Below are 16,475 nucleotides of genomic sequence, written 5' to 3' on the forward strand. Positions count from 1 at the left end.
TTGCCCGTTTGATGTCGTAAGTTAATTGATTTTTAAGAATTAATTACTTTGCTTTCGATGGGGTGGGGCATGTGTGGGGCATTTCTGTTCATAATAGCAATTTGGTCTTTGTCGTTTTCTTTCATCCAAGCTCCATAAACGTCATAGATCATCTTTGCTGATGAATGCCCCATTTGTGTAGCTATGAATGCAGGATTTGCTCCAGCAGACAACATCCAACATGCATAGGTGTGCCGTGTCTGATAGGATTTTCTATGCCTGACTCCTGACCTTTTAATTAAAGCACCCCATATTCCGTTAAATCCACCGGGAGAGTAGTGCTTCGTTTCAAGACCGTTTCTGGCAACAACACTAGGCTGAAAAACGAATGTGCATGAGTCTTCTCTATATTTACCATACTCGCGCATCTCTACGTTTACTATTTCTGGTGAGGTCATACGTGTTAATGACATCTGCTCTCTTAGGCTCTCATATACTGGATCCAGCATATGAATTACTCTATCTGTGCTTGAAGGGGTTTTTGGCAATGAAAAGTCACCTATATTAGAAATATTTCTTTTTACTGTAATAGTTCGCTCTATAAAGTCTATGTCCTCATATGCTAGAGCGCAGAGTTCCCCCGGTCTTAATCCTGTGTAAACAGATACAATTAACATATTTTTTGCTTGAATGTTTCTTGTGGCGTTAAGCAATCGAGGGAACTCTTCTTTTGTAATTGGGTCTGGTACAGCTCTTGATTTTTTAAGGTTTTTTATTGATGATAGAACATTGGTTTCAATATATTTATTCTCAGCAGCGAAACAAAAAATACAATTAAGTATCTTCATATAGTTATTAACTGTAGATACGCTTCTGCCAATTTTACTCACTCTATTTACTGGTTCTATGGTTGGCGAGGTAAGCATTTTATTTCTTACTGATAATATATCCTCCAAATTAAATAGATTTATCATTTTATTTTTATCAATAAAGAAAAACAAAACATTCACTATTGATTTGTAAGCTTCAAACGTACTGACTGCAACCTCTATTCTTTTAAGCTCGACCCACTTATTAGCAACATATCCAAATGTCACATTTTTATTGCTAATTGATTTTTCATTGCAATTTTTTGATTCAGGGAATTCAACCGAGTAATCAAAAGCGCCAGTTTTTATTTTGTAGCAGATGGCTGTCCTTAGCTCACCTGCTAACTTTCTGTTTTTGGGTGTATCAGGTATTCCAAGAGTTTCCCTCACTCTCTTTCCTTTGTATGTAAATGATATACGAAGGCTTTTACCATGCACTTCAACACCCGTTGGGTATTTTATTTTCATAATGCACCTATTGAGGTTGTGAATTTCTTTGCTTCTCGATCCAGTTTATGATCGCCTCATGATTGTACATGCATTCTGAATTTTCTTTAGGGCTTCCGTCCGGTGAAATGTGAAGATATTCCCTGCCAGCAGCCCAAGACTTTTTCCGTGCTGATTTGATTGTCCCTGATCGCATGCCAGTAATCATCATAAGCACATCTTCAGTAACCCACTTACTCGGATTTAGAAGAACAACATTATCCATTATTAATCTCCTTATCTATGCTATTGACGTACCAAGTTAGCCACATGATTGGTGGAAACTTTTTGTGTTCTTTTGTGAGTGTTAAGGTAGGTAATCTTTGAGTATTGCTGTGCTTTGTTTATTGCTGAGTTTCTTGAGTTTCTTTAATTTGTCTCTGCATTCCCTTGCTATCTTTCTGCGTCCGTTTTCTAATATCTGCTCATTCATATCCTCTGCCTTTTGTTTCTCATTGTTACCATATAAGACTTTTGGCAGTTTTGAATTTCGACAGGGTAGATATTCTTTCCTATCTTTATTTTGTGATTAACGATTATTCCTGCTCGGTTGTGATTCTTTTTGTGGAACTCTAGCGCGGTATTAATTGCGATTCTTTCTATATCAGATACGTCACCTTTTATTATTAATTTCATTCTCCGCATCCTTCATTAATAAATACGTTTCCATGGCAGCGCGTAGTGGATGTTTGTTATTTGCTTCCATTCCCCATATAATATCTTTTTCTCCGATATCTTCAAAATCAGATGCAGCGCACCAATATTTAACTCCTAAAGTTTCCATTGGGAATATGGCAATTCTATTCTCAATAATAATCGGCATTGCGTCCGCAGGATTGTTACATGGGTTAAATTCAGTGAATACCCGAGAGCCAATATTTGGGATATTCTTTTTTACTACCCCATTGCGGTCATCAAAAACCATTAGAGATAGTGCGAATCCACCGACATTAATAGCAACCTTTTTATTAATCTCGAAGTCAGATAGTTGCGTGTATTTATTCATTGACTACCATCCTGTCATTTCTATTTCGTCATAATCAATAAACCATGACTCAATTTCATCGATTCGAATTCCCATATCATCTAGTGAAGGATATCCATCAATTCCCTTATCTTTAGACCAATCGAATTGTTCGGTAACCCATTCCTCATCCTTGAAGTTATTAAATGCCACTTGTTGAAAACATTCCGCACAGAACATTGCAAACCCTGCCTTTTCATGGCTTCCGTATTTTTTAGCTCTATACTCTGCATCACAATAGAATTTATTAATTTGCTCGCACTGAGTTTTAAATTTATCTTCATTGATAACAGTGATAACCATTTCTAAATCTTTTTGCCACGCACCAGAACTTATTTTAATTTGTCTCATCTGAATGCCTCACCGCACTTAATTTCAACATCCCGCACCGCCATTATCTGCATAGCACGACTCTCGCATTCTTGCTGTGTGTATAATGTATTGGTTACAGGCGTGACAAATCCCTGATACAGAAGTAACAGTACATATAGTTTCATGATTAATTACTTAGAGTTTTTTATTGAGGTTTTTGAGCTTAACGCCATTTTCTTTCATTACAGCATTATTCTCATCGATTTTTAGATTGCGATGATCGTTAAGAGCACGCAGGTATGCTCTATCTATGGCATTATTAAGAACCCCTCCGCCACCGGGGAATGGAATCCATGATAGTAACCATAAAGGCACTAGCTTGATTAGTATGGTTATTTTTAATTTACGCTTGCTCATATCACCCTCCTGCTCAAATTATACATTATTTATCTAAGCGATAGAGTGGAATATTTATCTTTTCGCTTTTTTCTTCATTAAGATGCGTGTATCCATACTCCTTGATATTATCGACCCCGCTTGATGTTATATAACCAACAGGCTCCAAGTTATTAATTAAACTCTCGCGTGATGCTTGCCAAGATTGAAATAATAAAGCCTTTAAATCTTCCTTACCTTTCTCGCTATATGGCAAATCTCCGTGACCAGAATTAAACCACTCTTCAAATTGCTGCCTTGATTTATCCATGTTTGATCCTGAATTTTAGGTATAAAAAACCCTGCTAGTGCAGGGAAGTATTCTTGACTGAGCAGGTGCACTCTGGAGTTTGGAGCTTCTCGGTCTTTTGTTTTACGTTACTAATTTCCTTTAGTGATTTAGTTTCATTCCACTCATTCTTAAACAGAACTTTAAAATTATTTGAGCAACAACTTATAACTCTAAATATATCATCATGCCGTTCTTGGGTAACAGAACTATGTGAACTCAAATTTTCATTTATATATTTTATATGAATTCTAATTGCTTCTGATACATCCTCGTTATTCACCCCTCTAGAAAAAGGGAGTGCCATCTGCAAATAAAAAAACAACTCAGAATGCCTGATTAGCTCTCTCTTTAAAATTTCTTCAAAATCTTGAATGAAATGCTGGTTATTATTACCTTTAGCTAGTTGATAGGATAAAATAAAATAACAGTTTGATAAAAAATCAGATGCTTTATTTCTGACATCATTAATCCATGCCTGCCTCATTGGGGCAATATTATTTGTTATCATTTGCTGGCGAATGGATTTTTTAGCTTCTTTCATTTTTTTTAATTCAATAAAATACTTAGCGAAAAATCCAATGATACCTCCAATTAACATACAAAAAGCACCAATCATTACAACGATATCTTTATCAGTAGATAAGTGTGACATTTCACTCATTCCTATTGCCTTTAACAAAAATTAAAGCAGGAATCATACTCACATCCATGTGACTAATCCACTGTCAAAATACCTCCTTAATTCGCCTTTTTGAACTCAATCACCCATACCCAATCGTTATTTCTCCAACTACTAATGCCATATATCGATGACCATAATTCTTTGTATGCATTTTTTGCGGTTATATATGGCTGATTGCTGTTTGGAATATAAAATCCCACTAACCAGTTGCCTTCATTTCCATAACGACCAGCTTTTATTCCTTCAGCTATCGCATCGCTAGGTGATATTTCTTGAATCTGTTGCAACCAAACATCAGTAATCTCAATTTTCCCTTTGATATTACCTTCCTTGTCAGCAGCGCTGATGATGTCGCCAATCTCACCATATGGGCAATCAACATCAACAAAACCATGCCTCCATGCCGCACATACTTGCTCTGATAGTGTGTAGCCATCTTGCCATGCACCAAGGTTTCGTAACTCTTCCTCGGTTACTTTAGGCTGTGGCTCAATCGGTCTACGTGTCTGTGTTTTTCTGCCATCCATGACAGCTGATAACATTGCATCGTTAAACTTGATTCTGTCTTTCATTATTACATTACTCCATATAATAAGTATTTTTACTTACAAATATAATAATCTGTACAGCCATATTTTAACTTCTTTTCTTTTAAAAACATGGTGTTATCATTGGTTTTCCTTTTGACTACTAATGGTGAATGATATGATTTGTATGGCGTGCATTATTGATAAAAAATAAGTAAACTAAGAACGGTTGAAATCCATAATTCTGAGTTATTGGATGGTACTGTTAATTTTCCTCTTATTGGAAATGACAAAGCCTTTTCTTATTTTGTTGAAGGGGATAGGTTTGATTTAGTCCCGCTGTATCCTCCGCAAAGATTACTAGCTGAGGTTGTATCCATTAGTAAAGATGGATACGTTAATGCTAGATTTATCTAGAATTTAATTGCCAAGGATTGGCATTCATTCCTCTTATTGCATCCATTTAATCGCTAGGATTAAAACAATTCATCAGCCTTTTAAATTTATAGCCTATAGTTAATTAGAACTTTCTAATTATTTTTATAGTCCTTGCCGATGCTCCCATGCGTCGGTTTTTTTTGCAAACTTTCAAAATAATAGTATCTATTTGTTTTTATTCGTGTACTTTGGTTGTCGGGGCTAGGTTTAAGCTTCATTTAATGATTAATTCCCTTGTTAGAATTATACCGTCTAAGTTGACGGTTTTTTTATTGCATCCTTGCAAATATATCCTTTGGTTAAATCACATAAGGAAGGGTCAGAAGGGGCGGTGTGGATTACAAAGATTGGAAGAATGGCAATAATTCACTTTCTTCTATTTTGTAATCAGCCCATTTACTAGCTAGTGTTTCTGGAATCGATATTGTTGATACAGTGGTAACAATTTCATTCGGCATGAGAAAAACATGCTCAGTTTCATTGTCATCATTAAGAGCGTACAAGACAAAAAAGTCAGCGGTGTCTTTTTGTTTATTGATGCAATAACCCCACCTTGGAGCTGAATGACGAATTCCGTTAACTCGCTGATATCTCTTTATTCTTGAAGTTTTCACGTCCACTGTTACATTCCCAATAGTGAAATCAATATCCGCCTGATACTTCAAGTCATTATTGTCTATAGCTATTGGAACTGCCTTCTTGAACTTCTGCTCACCAATAACCGCTATTCTATCTGTAACTGAACCATATCTAGCTTTATCGCCAGTTACCGGATAATCCGCCCTCCTTAGCGTGCTGTATACCGTTTGCCAAGGCATACCTAGCTCCATGCCAACTAACTTAAGGTTTTTATGTCGAGAGTAACTTTCTATACATAATTGCGTATTATCCATGCTTGATTCCTTCTAGAACGGGATCATATCATCATCAAAATCTAATGGTGGCTCAGGTTGTTGAGTTTGCGGTTGTTGGTGTGGGCGCTGAACCCCCTGAGTTGATGGCTTCGGATTCTGACTTTCAGTCTGATTACCACTGCCTAACATTTGCATTTTTCCATCAATGCCAACGATGACTTCAGTAATGTACTTTTCTTGCCCGTCATTACCTTGATACTTACGAGTGCGCATTTTCCCCTCTATGTATACCTGACTTCCTTTTTTCAGGTATTGACCTGCCACCTCGGCTAACTTTCCTTGTATGACAATGTTGTGCCAGTCAGTGCGCTCTCGTTTCTCACCTGTGTTTTTATCTTTCCATGTTTCGCTTGTGGCGATCGAGAAATTAGCAAATGCTGTTCCGTTCGGTGAATACCTCACGTTCGGGTCATCGCCTAAATTTCCTAGAATGATGGATTTATTGACGCCTCTCTCAGCCATTTATGCCGCCTCTTGTTTGGTTAATTCTTCTTTTCTTAGCTCATATATCTTCTGAGCTTCCACTTGTTCTGATGTATCCCTAAGCGCATTGTATGCCTCACGAAACGCATTCTTAAGCTCATCCATATCTTGCGTTTCCATTGCAATATCAGTGAAGTGAGATAAATCCACTTCAGCTTTAGTTCGCCCATCATTAAGCCAATCCATTAGCTTTTTGCCTGTTAATTCATTTAGCTGGGTGACTTCGGCATTGCTGAACAATCCAGTTCTATCCTTGCTTGCCATTGCCGTGTGAGTTTCGTGGTTGAGATCGAGAACGGTAGTAAATTCATACTCAACACCGTCCCGTTGCTCTGACTTCATACCTAGCTTGTCTACGCCTTTCTTGCCGTTACCTTTATCAACTTGAGCAGTTTCCGTTTTACTTCTCATTGTTGCTATGATGTGCAGGTCAGACCGTAGAATTGCGTCGAGAAATGCGTTGTGGCGAGGTGTGATTTCGCTCCATGCTGACCACGTATTACCGCGATACTTCGCCTTTGCTAGACCGTCCAGTAATTCAAGGCACCCACCTGATCCGCTCCATTCGTGAGTAATACTGTCGATTATTAAATTGTCGTAACCAGCTTCCTGCGCAGCTCCGATGGCTTCAATAAATCGCTCTGGTGTGAATGGTGGGTCTAGCTCCAGTACGTCGAAATTAAATCGGTCAGAGTAGAGTGAGGCGCTTCCTTTCTCTGTGTCTATCACGGCTGTTTTTCCGCCAAGTCCTTTGGCTATTTCCAGTGCTCCGTATGTTTTTCCTGATCCACTAGGACCAGTTAATGCAAGCCTTAGCTTTGCCTTTTTTCGCAATGCTTTTGCAAATTTCATGATTACCTCCGAAATTTAGTCACCAACTTTACGACCACCCCACGGGTTAGCTGGAATATCTTTGTAAGGGTCAAAATTAGCCCAGTCAGGATTGGCTTTATGCAATGCTTCCCTGAATTTATCGTCGCGCTCTTTTTGGATGTGATCTGGTAATGGTGGGTGATTGAGTGACTCAAAAAATAATTGCTTATTGATTCGATGAATAATTCCAGTTTTGTAATAAGAAGGGCGATTGTTTTTAATTCCTTGCTGCCGCTCTGCTTTCAGCTCATCCATGAGCTTAATCGCACCCGCTAAAACCTCTTTCCCTCTTGCCGATAACTCACCCATATTCACCTCGCATCCATCGGGTAGGGGTTGATTGCCGCTGAACACCTAAGCTTTCCATGCGATAGTATTCATCTTCTTCCTCGCGTTCCCTGCGTCGTCTTTCGGCATCCTGCCTTTGCTTGAGTTCATACTCTGAAATTCTCATACTGCGTCCTTACGTGAATGCATACGCTCCACGAGTATAAACCTGACGTAAAATGCGATTTGTCTTTTCGCATTGCTGTTTAAATTTCCAATCAGCAAACAATAATTCGACTTGTTTCTCGGTCATTTCAGACTCGCGAAGTAGGGTGAATATCTGTTGCTTTGCGTGTTTCTGCTTTGCGTTCATGTTGTACTCCGTATGCTGTTTTTAATGTTTCGTTTGCTTCACTCCATCCGTTCTCATCCTTGAGATAAAGAGCACGCCATGCTTGTTGTTGAGCTATGCAAAGTTTATGTTTATCAATATTCATGCTTACCTCTGGATGTGCGAAACCCTCACTTATCGATTGATAGCGATTGTTATTTAGGTTCTGGTGTTGGTGCGGTGGGTTACTGCTGACCGAGGGCTTTTGCGATTGCTAAATTGGCTTTCTTGAATGTGCAGTCATTTGCTTCTTGTAAGAAGTGTTCCTGACATAATCCGTTATGGTCTATGCTGCATTTATCGTAAGATTGAACTAGCTCAATCAAAGCCTCTAATAACTCGGGTGCTGCTGCGATTAATCGAGTGTCAGCATCAGCCATCACCGCCTGTTGCCCATCGCTAGGCTGCGATACATGGGCTATAACAGCATTATCAGCACTCCTAATAGTATGTCTGTTTCTGTATTCAAATGGATGTGAACCAATACGCCATGGTGTTTTACTACCTTCAAACTCCATATCACCCCCTAGCCTTTAACATTGCATCTGCCATGCGGTAGGCTGAATTAGCTATTAATTTCTGTTCGTTATCATCTAACGATACAGGAATCGATGCCATAGCCTCCGTAGCTAGATAATCTCTAAAAGAGATGTCAGCCAACATCAATTCTTTAACTTCTGCTTTATCTGTCATACTCCCTCCGTTATTAACTAAACACGATGCTAGTCGTCTTCTGGATAAAGCATTTCCTGTAATTCTTCAGGCGTTGGCTTTTTCCAGTTCGTTATCTTTCCTGTTTCGATATCGATATCTAACATCAGATAATCACCGTAGTGGTCACCGGGGAAGAAGTCAGGAACATAGTAGCTATAGTTTTCTACTTTATTCCCGTTAGCATCAAGAATGTCACAGTTGAAACTGTCAGAAACTTTAATGCAGGTTCTTAGCGTTTTAATGTCAACTTTCGCTTTTGTATTTACTTCTATTTCCATCTCTATCTCCTATCTATTAATCAACTCACCACAGCCCACAGAATGGACTGTAATTAGTTAACTGTGCCTGCTTTTAAGCTCTCAATTCTGCTCTTAACGTTAGAGCCATAGAGATATACATCATGCGAACACTTATGCTTTTCGCTGATTTAGCTCTTTTCTTGTATTCGGTATAGTCACTCTGTAATTCTGCTTTATTTTCCATATCTATCCCCTTACTGTGACTGAACTGCCACTCATAATCGGTTTGTGTAGCCGTGGTTGCTTGCGTGTGTCTATGCTCTTGCTGTCACTTCGCCAGACTCTAATAACGTTCCTGACTTACGATATTTAGCTGAGTAAATACTAGAATTTGGTAAGCATGTGTTATCTGCTGAGTCATAAACTTTAGTGCTGCGAATTGAAATTGCTTTTTCAACTCGGCTAACTGGTTTGCGTGTTAGTGATAAGGTATGGCGCTTTGTTTCTTCCGTATCACCATTAATTGAAACCTCCAATTGCTCATTCATGGCGTATGCATTCTTTAACTCTGCTCTACGTTCCGATCTGCGATTTCTAGCGCAGTTATATCCGCGAACACCCATAATTACCTCCTACAATTAGTTTTTGGATTGGTGGTAGCGCACTCATCTACCATTCATGCTTAGCAGAGCGATTACCAATCCCAAAACTTACTGTCTTTGGTTTGCGCATTTTTCAGCGCGTTCTGTTAAAGAGCTAACATCCTGTTTATCTATGGCTCATTGCCTTCGATGAGTTATATATTGAACCAATAGTTCACGAAAGTAAAGAACCAAAAGTACAAAACAGAGATAAAAATGGAACTGAAAGTATTATTTGATTGAATTTAAACGGAATTTATTTTCAAAAATTATTTATCTTGCGAGGAAAATCACACTGGCGGGGAATTGCAGGCACAAAAAAGCCCTCGCGGGGAGGGCTCTTAATGTTCTGATTGTTGCTATTGCTCAACAATTGGCATATATGCTGTGTTACTTTTAATTTCATTTAATGTGCTATCGCTTGCTTCTCCAGTTAGCTTGCATAGCAATTTGTAGTTTGTAGGCGCATCCTCACTCAATTGTTCTACAGTTACTTTAATTGCTCCTAACGGATCGTTTAGCATCAATGAGATATCCTTGTTCAGAAACCTCGGACAATAGCCGATTAGCTCCATTGGATTCATAGCTGACACCGCGATTGCGTAGTTATCGTGCTCATTTTGTGGGTCTGGCAATAGTCTTAATTCATCACCTCTTTTTAAGGAATTAACTCGGTTTTCTGCCGACTCACTAAAATGCTTAATGCCATGAACAAAAAAATAAACCTCTACCTTTCCATTTTCATTTGGATCGATTTTTTTAAACACTTGCAGCTGGTCTGTTGCTCTAATCCCGCCACTTCTTGCTAAAACCTCCATTGGCGAGGCATTATCATTATTTAATCCTAACCACTTAATAAAAAATGGATATTCTGGCCTTCTGCTGGATAGTAATCTATTCTTAAATAAAGGGAAAAGTTCTTCTGAAATATAAATCTTATCTAGCTCTAGCATTCCACTAAAGGGGTTGAAGTTCTTGGCTTCATTTGCTCCTTTAGTATAATTAAAAGCATACCCTGATTGATGTTCTTGTAGTCTTCCTACAACATGCCACCCTCTAGATTCAGGGCATTGCCACGCAACATATACAGAGTTACTCATGTTCATCTCCTAAGAAAAACTGCTTAACAGCCTTTTTCTATTTTCTTTTACCATCTCAAATGCAAATTTTCTAGAAACCTCAGAAATGCACCTTTCATCTAATCTGGCAAAAATATCTTTTAGACATTCATCATTCAGGTCATGCAGCTTTGATATCCAAAAGTTCATTACCTCTTTTCGCGTTTTTACTGCTTCTTCGAATGCTTCAATGGTAAGTAATCTTTTGGTATCTTTTTGTGTTCTAAATAACTCAGACCTCGCCTTGTTTACAAATTTAGATATAGAACGGTTTATATCTTTAGTGTTAAGTCGTTCATTTTTTTCTCTATCTGTCATTTCTCTTCCTAGGCTAGCTGCATGATCATATGTTGGGCAAAGGTATCTTTCACCCGACTGGTCATCTTGCATAATCGCCCAGTTTTCATGGTGCCTATCTTGATTGCTAATTAACACATCAAGCATCAAATAACCACAGAAAACATCACCTGAAGTTAACCCTGAAATATCATAATTATGAAATATAGGTGGTAATATTGAGTTTTCCAAGCAAGATAATACTCTAGTAACTGTATGTTCTCTTATCCTAACTTGCTTTTCAACATCTGATACTGGTTTTGGGTATCCTGGGGTATGATTATGAAGAACTTCGTTTCCCATAACCATCCTGAAATTATGAGGAATGAAATTTGGTGATATCACGCCCCACCTATCACCGCATAACCCTATATCGTATGTAGCATGCGGAATCCCAAGTACTTTACAGATCTCTTCCGCGCACTTTTCAGACCAATGCTCACCAGTGACACTTTTTGTGTACTTAAATAAGTATTTGTTATTTTGATAAGTAAACCAAAATTTCTCTTTTGTTCCTAATTGTTCTAATGAGTCTGGAGATGTATTTATTTTAATAATTACAAATTTATCCATATGAAATCAATTCCTATTAATCATTAGAATTTTTAGGTCAACATCAACCACACCATAAAACGTGTCGTCAGGCCACTAAACCAACTTCATCATCATCTGAACAGCCACGCCGATGATCTTACAGTTTCCATTGATTGGCGTTATAGGCCACGCTGGATTTAAGCCTTTTAAGAATTTCTGACCGCCATCAATAACCAGTTTTTTGAATGTGGCTTCGTTTGATTCAGTCAGTTTTGCTATTACCAAACTGTTATTTATTGGCTCTCTACCTGTATCAACCAATACTAGCGATCCCTCTGGCACACTTTGCCCTGATGAAGCTGTCATTGAGTCGCCTTCAACTCTTAGCCAAAATGCAGCACCTTGTACGTGTACTTCTGACTCATACCACTCATCAATCTGATCTAGCGTGTAAGGCTCACACGCTTCGTTCCATGACCCAGCTTGCACCCAGCTAATTACAGGGTATTTAGGTGCAGGTCTATACGGTCTAGGACTGGACACATTGGAATCAAATCCCGCCAATTCGCCATGCTGTAGCCACACGACTTCAACTCGCAGTAATTCTGCAAGTTTATTCATCGCATCTTGACGAGGAATGGACTCAGCATTGAACCACTTACTTACGGCTTTAGGTGTTAACCCTAGCTTTTCAGCAATTTCAGTTGCCTTTCCATGTTCGCTATAGCCAGCATCTTTTGCGGCTTGTGCTAACCGACTGGCGAATTTTTCACGCACATTATTCATTTGTACCATGAGTTCAATAATAAACAGGTTGAAAGGAACTGTCAGTTCAACTAATATATGTACTGAAAGTTCAAATAAGGATATCAACATGCAAAACATTCAGGAGCCAATTAAAGATATTGGCGTTGCAGAAGTAGCAAAGGCATGCGGTGTAAGTGAACGAGCTGTTTATAAATGGATTGCTAATGGTTTTCTTCCAAAGACTGAATTTTTTGGAAAAACAAACTATGCAGAGATCATTCAATCCATTTCAAACGGTAAGTACAAGGCAAGCGACTTGCTCACACTAAGCCAGCAAAAGCTACTTGCTGCATAGAAATTTCGCTCTTTAACATCTCTGCGCTGAAAAACGCGCACTTCAAAACTTAACTCACAGGATCGTGAGCAACGGACTAACTGTATCAATAATATGGAATATTAAATTATGGACTACGCAACAACACGCAAAAACTTCAATCAATTCGTATCAAATCATCTAATCGCTACGGCATTACAAGCATTGAGATCTAAGTCTCAGTCAGTGGTAGCTAAAACATTAGGCGTTCATGACTCAACCATTCTACGCAGAACTGACAAATTTCCTGAGCTATGCGAAACGCTTGCAGCTTCTGGGATTAAAGATTTCGTGCTGGAAGGTGAGAGAAAAATATCTGAGGAAGAATATCGCTTTTTGTGGAAACAAATCGGAGAACTTTCTTTGATGAGAACAAAAGAAAACGCCCCAGCTGCTGGAACAGTTGAAGCGCATTAACTGAATATCTATACAGGAGTTATTATGAGTTCTTTATCACTGCATTACAAGTCAAAAAGTAAGAACGGTACGGAAACAACGGTTAAGAAAACCTATCTGGTACCTATTGATGAGCTATATGTGGAAGAAGGCTATAACGTTAGGGAAATCGATCAGGAGCATGTGATTGAGTTTCGTGATGCGTTTATTGCAGGCGAATATATCCCGCCTCTGGCTGTTCAGGTCACTGAAAAGGGTATCAAAATTATCGACGGACATCATCGCTATTATGGCGCACTGAAGGCTATCGAATCTGGTGCCGAAATCCCTCGGATTGAGTGCAAGGATTTTGTTGGTTCTGATGCTGACAGAATCGCATTCATGATCACCAGCTCACAAGGCAAGCCATTAACTCCGCTCGAAAGGGCGGCAGCATACCAACGCCTAATTAACCAAGGTTGGGAGTCGTCAGAGGTTGCAAAGAAAGTTAAGCGCTCAGTTAAAGATGTTGATCACCACTTGCAGCTACTAGCCTGCGGTGACGAGCTTATTGATATGGTTCGCTCTGGCGAGGTCTCAGCAACTACAGCTGTGGCTTTATCAAAAGAACATGGAAATCAGGCTTCAAGTGTAGCTACTGAGCAGATGAGCAAAGCTAAAGCCGCTGGCAAAAAGAAACTAACACGTAGTGATGCTTTACCACAATTTAGTGCCGTGAAGGCACGGCGTTTTATCCAAGCTGTATTAGATGCAAGTTTAGATCTTCATGGAGAAGCAGGGGTGATCATGGAAGAGTATCGGATATTCTTATCTGAAAATAATCAGGAGAGAACATTGTGAATACAGCAGCAAACAATATTTATCAATTCTCCAGAGGTGATCCGGAGGAAAGATATATTAAGCCGGAGCAACCAAGAATGGCAGAGTTGGAAGATGGCTATACAAAGCTTGCCAATGAGTTACTTGAATCGCTGTCGTGCTGCAACCTTACGGCAAGGCAATTTAGAGTCATGTTAGCGTTAATTCGTAAAACCTATGGTTTTGGTAAGAAGAATGACCGAATAGCAGACTCTCAACTTGCGGAGGTATCTGGGCTATCGAGACAGAACGTTAACAAGGCAAAGAAAGAATTGATTTCAATGAATTACATCATTCTTGAGGGTAATAAAATTGGGGTCAACAAAGAGGTTTCAGCGTGGAAGAATCAATCTAGAGACAGTGTCTCTAACTTGAAGACTAAAAATGTCTCTAACTTAGAGACAAATGAAGTCTCTAGATTGGAGACACACAAAAGAAATACTTTAAAGAAAAAAGAAATAACTAATATATCGTCCGAGAATTCTAACGAATCCTCTGACCGACCATCTGAAAAAGTTTTAGCTGTTAAGCCTGATGCGGTTGTTAGCTCGCCCAAAGGAAACAAGTGGGGAAATGCTGATGACCTGAAAGCCGCTCAATGGATTTACTCACAAGTCTTGATAGTCAGCCCAACAACCAAAGAGCCAAACTGGTCAACTTGGGCTAACGATATTCGACTGATGAGGCAGCTAGACGGACACACCCACCAAGACATTTGCAAAATGTTCAAATGGGCAAACAAAGATTTGTTCTGGTGTAGCAATGTTTTATCGCCAGCAAAACTTCGTGAGAAGTGGGCAACGCTGGTTATTCAAAGTCAGCAGCCAAGCCGCACCCAAAGAGCATCGGGAAGCCAGCAGTCAGCAAGACAATCGATAGACTACGAAAGCACTGAATGGATGGAGGGTATCGATGTATGAAATCACTAGTTACAGCAATCCAGCAGCGTGATTCAACAGCACTGCAAGCAATGTCAGCACATGCGCCGCCACAACAGAAGCAAGCGGTAAAACAGCAAGTAGCCCAAGTATTTAACGAACTCTTCAGACAACTCAAAGCAACCTTCCCAGCGGCAATAGCCAACTTCAAAGAACAAAGCGACCTTGACGAATTTAAACGCCAATGGACCATCGCATTTATTGAAAATGGTATCAGGACGCTTGAGCAAATAAATATCGGGATGAAAATTGCAAGGCAGCAAACCAATCCGTTTTTACCTTCTCCCGGTCAGTTCGTTCAATGGTGCAAGCAGGGGGACTATACAGCGCTGGGTCTGCCTACGGATGGTGAGCTTTTTGATATGTTCAAAGAATATTGTTCAGTGAGAGGTTGGCGACGATTCAATTGGCAGTCTAACGCATGCTACTGGATGGTCACTAAAATTTACTCAGAGATGCGAAGCCGAAACTTATCGGATTCAGAAGTTAGAAAGCTTTGCTCATCAGAGCTTAACGCCATGGCTAAGCGAATTAAATCCGGTGAAAAAATACCTGATCCGATGTTACAGCTAGAAAGCGCAGTGATACCCACAAAACGCGACAAAGCGCTATCAATCATCGCTGACCTGAAAAACAAACACGGGTTTAAGTAACACACCAAATCATAAGGACTTCTAGATGAGCAATAATTTAAATCCATGCCCATTCTGTGGCAGTGAAAAAGTATCTGTTACCAATGACTATGATCCAGATGGATTCGGTAAGTTTTATTATGTCATATGTCGCGATTGCAGGGCTCAGTCAGGAGCCAAGTTCGTATCTAACGGTGGTGACTGCCCTGAGTTTTATTCATCGGTTAGAGGAGAATGGAATCGGAGGGCTGAGTGATGAAAGGTTTAAATTTCAAGAATCAAACAGATCGCGGGGAGCATCTAATGCAGGGAACTAATTGGGTTAAGTGTAGTGACCAATACCCAGATAACTGTGAGTTCATTTTATTTTGTGCAGGAGGTAAAACTCGCGCTGGCTGGATGCTGACTTTAGGCGGTGAGTTTTACGATATCAAGAGCGGCAAATGGTTTGATGAAACAGAGGTGAGTCATTGGTGCGACCTGCCACTCCCACCAATGCCAGAGGGTGAATGATGAAGATAAAACGCAAAGTTCACAATAAGCTATTTCCAACTCGTAAGTTGTCATTCTATCAACACTCAAAAGTCGATGAGTGGAACTCACTAGAGTGCTACATGGATAAGTGGCTGCTGGTTATTTTGTTCATGCCGATTGTTGTCATTGGAACGTTATTAGGTGGCTTCCCTACAGCACTCAAAGAGGCGACCATTTATTTCAATAAACCATATTCAGTCGATAGTCTGACGCTTGCAGAAGTTGAAGCCATTAAATTGGAACAGGAGAGCTTATGAGCAAGGAAAAAATAAATGAGTTGGTAAAGTTTAAAGATGAAATCAAATCTATCTGTAAGATCAGGTACAAAGACGAGTGGAATGCTATGTACGCAATGCACGATTGGGATATTTACTTCCGCGAAGGGTATAGGGCTAATAACGCACATGAAGCTGTTGACGAAGCTAGAGCGTGCATGTAGGAAC

31 protein-coding genes are annotated in these 16,475 nt (G+C 39.5%); 10 read left to right on the plus strand and 21 right to left on the minus strand.

The genetic code is table 11. The features are described 5' to 3' along the window. Nucleotides 1-32: 32 nt before the first annotated feature. From PROVALCAL_RS11680 to PROVALCAL_RS19775, 13 genes are all read right to left on the minus strand, one after another. Nucleotides 33-1,316, minus strand: a complete 1,284-nt coding sequence (locus tag PROVALCAL_RS11680; protein ID WP_006659469.1) for a tyrosine-type recombinase/integrase — start codon at nt 1,314-1,316, stop codon at nt 33-35. Between the two features lie 7 nt (nt 1,317-1,323). After that, nucleotides 1,324-1,560, minus strand: a complete 237-nt coding sequence (gene xisR, locus PROVALCAL_RS11685; RefSeq protein WP_006659470.1) for an excisionase family protein — start codon at nt 1,558-1,560, stop codon at nt 1,324-1,326. Between the two features lie 387 nt (nt 1,561-1,947). Beyond that, entirely contained in the window at nt 1,948-2,340 is a 393-nt protein-coding gene (locus tag PROVALCAL_RS11695; protein WP_006659473.1) for a phage protein NinX family protein, read from the minus strand. 3 nt (nt 2,341-2,343) lie between these two features. Beyond that, nucleotides 2,344-2,709 carry a DUF2528 family protein gene (locus PROVALCAL_RS11700; protein ID WP_006659474.1) on the minus strand — a complete coding sequence of 122 codons (366 nt, stop codon included), beginning with the start codon at nt 2,707-2,709 and terminating at the stop codon, nt 2,344-2,346. A gap of 156 nt (nt 2,710-2,865) precedes the next feature. Beyond that, entirely contained in the window at nt 2,866-3,087 is a 222-nt protein-coding gene (locus PROVALCAL_RS11705) for a hypothetical protein (RefSeq protein ID WP_006659476.1), read from the minus strand. 25 nt (nt 3,088-3,112) lie between these two features. Next, on the minus strand, nt 3,113-3,376 hold the full coding sequence (locus PROVALCAL_RS11710) for a phiTE_015 family protein (RefSeq protein ID WP_006659477.1): 264 nt from the start codon (nt 3,374-3,376) through the stop codon (nt 3,113-3,115). A 34-nt stretch (nt 3,377-3,410) separates the two neighbouring features. Further along, the gene (locus PROVALCAL_RS11715) at nt 3,411-4,058 is read right to left on the minus strand and encodes a hypothetical protein (protein ID WP_006659478.1); all 648 of its coding nucleotides are present in this window, start codon (nt 4,056-4,058) and stop codon (nt 3,411-3,413) included. A gap of 77 nt (nt 4,059-4,135) precedes the next feature. After that, nucleotides 4,136-4,651, minus strand: coding sequence for a hypothetical protein (locus PROVALCAL_RS11720; RefSeq protein ID WP_006659479.1), 516 nt, complete (start codon nt 4,649-4,651; stop codon nt 4,136-4,138). 731 nt (nt 4,652-5,382) lie between these two features. Next, complete coding sequence (locus PROVALCAL_RS19075; RefSeq protein WP_006659480.1) at nt 5,383-5,937, minus strand: hypothetical protein; 555 nt, start codon at nt 5,935-5,937, stop codon at nt 5,383-5,385. 12 nt (nt 5,938-5,949) lie between these two features. Further along, a complete protein-coding gene (gene ssb, locus PROVALCAL_RS11730) occupies nt 5,950-6,420 on the minus strand; it encodes a single-stranded DNA-binding protein (protein ID WP_006659481.1) in 471 nt (156 codons plus the stop codon). Further along, nucleotides 6,421-7,293: an ATP-binding protein gene (locus tag PROVALCAL_RS11735; RefSeq protein ID WP_006659482.1), complete on the minus strand. Its 873-nt coding sequence runs from the start codon at nt 7,291-7,293 to the stop codon at nt 6,421-6,423. Between the two features lie 15 nt (nt 7,294-7,308). Continuing rightward, the gene (locus PROVALCAL_RS11740) at nt 7,309-7,668 is read right to left on the minus strand and encodes a hypothetical protein (protein ID WP_006659483.1); all 360 of its coding nucleotides are present in this window, start codon (nt 7,666-7,668) and stop codon (nt 7,309-7,311) included. 109 nt (nt 7,669-7,777) lie between these two features. Continuing rightward, entirely contained in the window at nt 7,778-7,954 is a 177-nt protein-coding gene (locus PROVALCAL_RS19775) for a hypothetical protein (RefSeq protein WP_006659484.1), read from the minus strand. Between the two features lie 78 nt (nt 7,955-8,032). Here PROVALCAL_RS19775 and PROVALCAL_RS20170 point away from each other — a divergent pair, with 78 nt between their 5' ends. Beyond that, nucleotides 8,033-8,167 (plus strand): hypothetical protein, encoded by a 135-nt coding sequence (locus PROVALCAL_RS20170; protein ID WP_006659485.1) that lies wholly within the window; start codon nt 8,033-8,035, stop codon nt 8,165-8,167. On the opposite strand, the gene PROVALCAL_RS11745 is transcribed toward PROVALCAL_RS20170, so the two are convergent. The 8 genes from PROVALCAL_RS11745 to PROVALCAL_RS11770 all read right to left on the minus strand — a co-directional run bounded on the left by PROVALCAL_RS11745 (nt 8,158) and on the right by PROVALCAL_RS11770 (nt 12,349). After that, nucleotides 8,158-8,490 carry a hypothetical protein gene (locus PROVALCAL_RS11745; RefSeq protein ID WP_006659487.1) on the minus strand — a complete coding sequence of 111 codons (333 nt, stop codon included), beginning with the start codon at nt 8,488-8,490 and terminating at the stop codon, nt 8,158-8,160. The genes PROVALCAL_RS20170 and PROVALCAL_RS11745 overlap by 10 nt on opposite strands. Before the next feature lies 1 nt (nt 8,491). After that, nucleotides 8,492-8,665 (minus strand): hypothetical protein, encoded by a 174-nt coding sequence (locus PROVALCAL_RS19780; RefSeq protein ID WP_006659488.1) that lies wholly within the window; start codon nt 8,663-8,665, stop codon nt 8,492-8,494. 29 nt (nt 8,666-8,694) lie between these two features. Next, nucleotides 8,695-8,964: a hypothetical protein gene (locus PROVALCAL_RS11750; RefSeq protein WP_006659489.1), complete on the minus strand. Its 270-nt coding sequence runs from the start codon at nt 8,962-8,964 to the stop codon at nt 8,695-8,697. A 73-nt stretch (nt 8,965-9,037) separates the two neighbouring features. Further along, nucleotides 9,038-9,169: a hypothetical protein gene (locus tag PROVALCAL_RS20175; protein ID WP_006659490.1), complete on the minus strand. Its 132-nt coding sequence runs from the start codon at nt 9,167-9,169 to the stop codon at nt 9,038-9,040. A 70-nt stretch (nt 9,170-9,239) separates the two neighbouring features. Further along, on the minus strand, nt 9,240-9,548 hold the full coding sequence (locus tag PROVALCAL_RS19080; RefSeq protein ID WP_006659491.1) for a transcriptional antitermination N peptide: 309 nt from the start codon (nt 9,546-9,548) through the stop codon (nt 9,240-9,242). Between the two features lie 377 nt (nt 9,549-9,925). Beyond that, entirely contained in the window at nt 9,926-10,666 is a 741-nt protein-coding gene (locus PROVALCAL_RS11760) for an HIRAN domain-containing protein (protein WP_243441095.1), read from the minus strand. Nucleotides 10,667-10,675: 9 nt separating this feature from the next. Continuing rightward, the gene (locus PROVALCAL_RS11765; RefSeq protein ID WP_006659493.1) at nt 10,676-11,593 is read right to left on the minus strand and encodes a HipA domain-containing protein; all 918 of its coding nucleotides are present in this window, start codon (nt 11,591-11,593) and stop codon (nt 10,676-10,678) included. 75 nt (nt 11,594-11,668) lie between these two features. Continuing rightward, the gene (locus tag PROVALCAL_RS11770) at nt 11,669-12,349 is read right to left on the minus strand and encodes a LexA family protein (RefSeq protein ID WP_039861938.1); all 681 of its coding nucleotides are present in this window, start codon (nt 12,347-12,349) and stop codon (nt 11,669-11,671) included. Between the two features lie 79 nt (nt 12,350-12,428). Here PROVALCAL_RS11770 and PROVALCAL_RS11775 point away from each other — a divergent pair, with 79 nt between their 5' ends. The 9 genes from PROVALCAL_RS11775 (at nt 12,429) to PROVALCAL_RS11810 (ending at nt 16,471) form a co-directional block, all read left to right on the plus strand. Then, complete coding sequence (locus PROVALCAL_RS11775) at nt 12,429-12,656, plus strand: helix-turn-helix transcriptional regulator (RefSeq protein ID WP_006659494.1); 228 nt, start codon at nt 12,429-12,431, stop codon at nt 12,654-12,656. A gap of 108 nt (nt 12,657-12,764) precedes the next feature. Continuing rightward, on the plus strand, nt 12,765-13,091 hold the full coding sequence (locus tag PROVALCAL_RS11780) for a hypothetical protein (RefSeq protein WP_006659496.1): 327 nt from the start codon (nt 12,765-12,767) through the stop codon (nt 13,089-13,091). Between the two features lie 24 nt (nt 13,092-13,115). Then, entirely contained in the window at nt 13,116-13,910 is a 795-nt protein-coding gene (locus PROVALCAL_RS11785) for a ParB/RepB/Spo0J family partition protein (RefSeq protein ID WP_006659497.1), read from the plus strand. After that, the gene (locus PROVALCAL_RS20060; RefSeq protein ID WP_006659498.1) at nt 13,907-14,848 is read left to right on the plus strand and encodes a replication protein; all 942 of its coding nucleotides are present in this window, start codon (nt 13,907-13,909) and stop codon (nt 14,846-14,848) included. The genes PROVALCAL_RS11785 and PROVALCAL_RS20060 overlap by 4 nt, the downstream gene beginning before the upstream one ends. Next, entirely contained in the window at nt 14,845-15,519 is a 675-nt protein-coding gene (locus PROVALCAL_RS11795) for a replication protein P (RefSeq protein WP_006659499.1), read from the plus strand. The genes PROVALCAL_RS20060 and PROVALCAL_RS11795 overlap by 4 nt, the downstream gene beginning before the upstream one ends. Before the next feature lie 25 nt (nt 15,520-15,544). Continuing rightward, nucleotides 15,545-15,754: a Lar family restriction alleviation protein gene (locus tag PROVALCAL_RS20275; RefSeq protein WP_071586595.1), complete on the plus strand. Its 210-nt coding sequence runs from the start codon at nt 15,545-15,547 to the stop codon at nt 15,752-15,754. Between the two features lie 47 nt (nt 15,755-15,801). Beyond that, on the plus strand, nt 15,802-16,011 hold the full coding sequence (locus tag PROVALCAL_RS11800; RefSeq protein ID WP_039861939.1) for a DUF551 domain-containing protein: 210 nt from the start codon (nt 15,802-15,804) through the stop codon (nt 16,009-16,011). Beyond that, a complete protein-coding gene (locus tag PROVALCAL_RS11805; RefSeq protein WP_039861932.1) occupies nt 16,011-16,289 on the plus strand; it encodes a hypothetical protein in 279 nt (92 codons plus the stop codon). Before PROVALCAL_RS11800 ends, PROVALCAL_RS11805 begins: the two co-directional genes overlap by 1 nt. Beyond that, nucleotides 16,286-16,471: a hypothetical protein gene (locus PROVALCAL_RS11810; RefSeq protein WP_006659502.1), complete on the plus strand. Its 186-nt coding sequence runs from the start codon at nt 16,286-16,288 to the stop codon at nt 16,469-16,471. The genes PROVALCAL_RS11805 and PROVALCAL_RS11810 overlap by 4 nt, the downstream gene beginning before the upstream one ends. Nucleotides 16,472-16,475 lie beyond the last annotated feature (4 nt).

The sequence above is a fragment of the Providencia alcalifaciens DSM 30120 genome, assembly GCF_000173415.1.
In the GTDB taxonomy this organism is placed as follows: Bacteria; Pseudomonadota; Gammaproteobacteria; order Enterobacterales; family Enterobacteriaceae; genus Providencia; species Providencia alcalifaciens.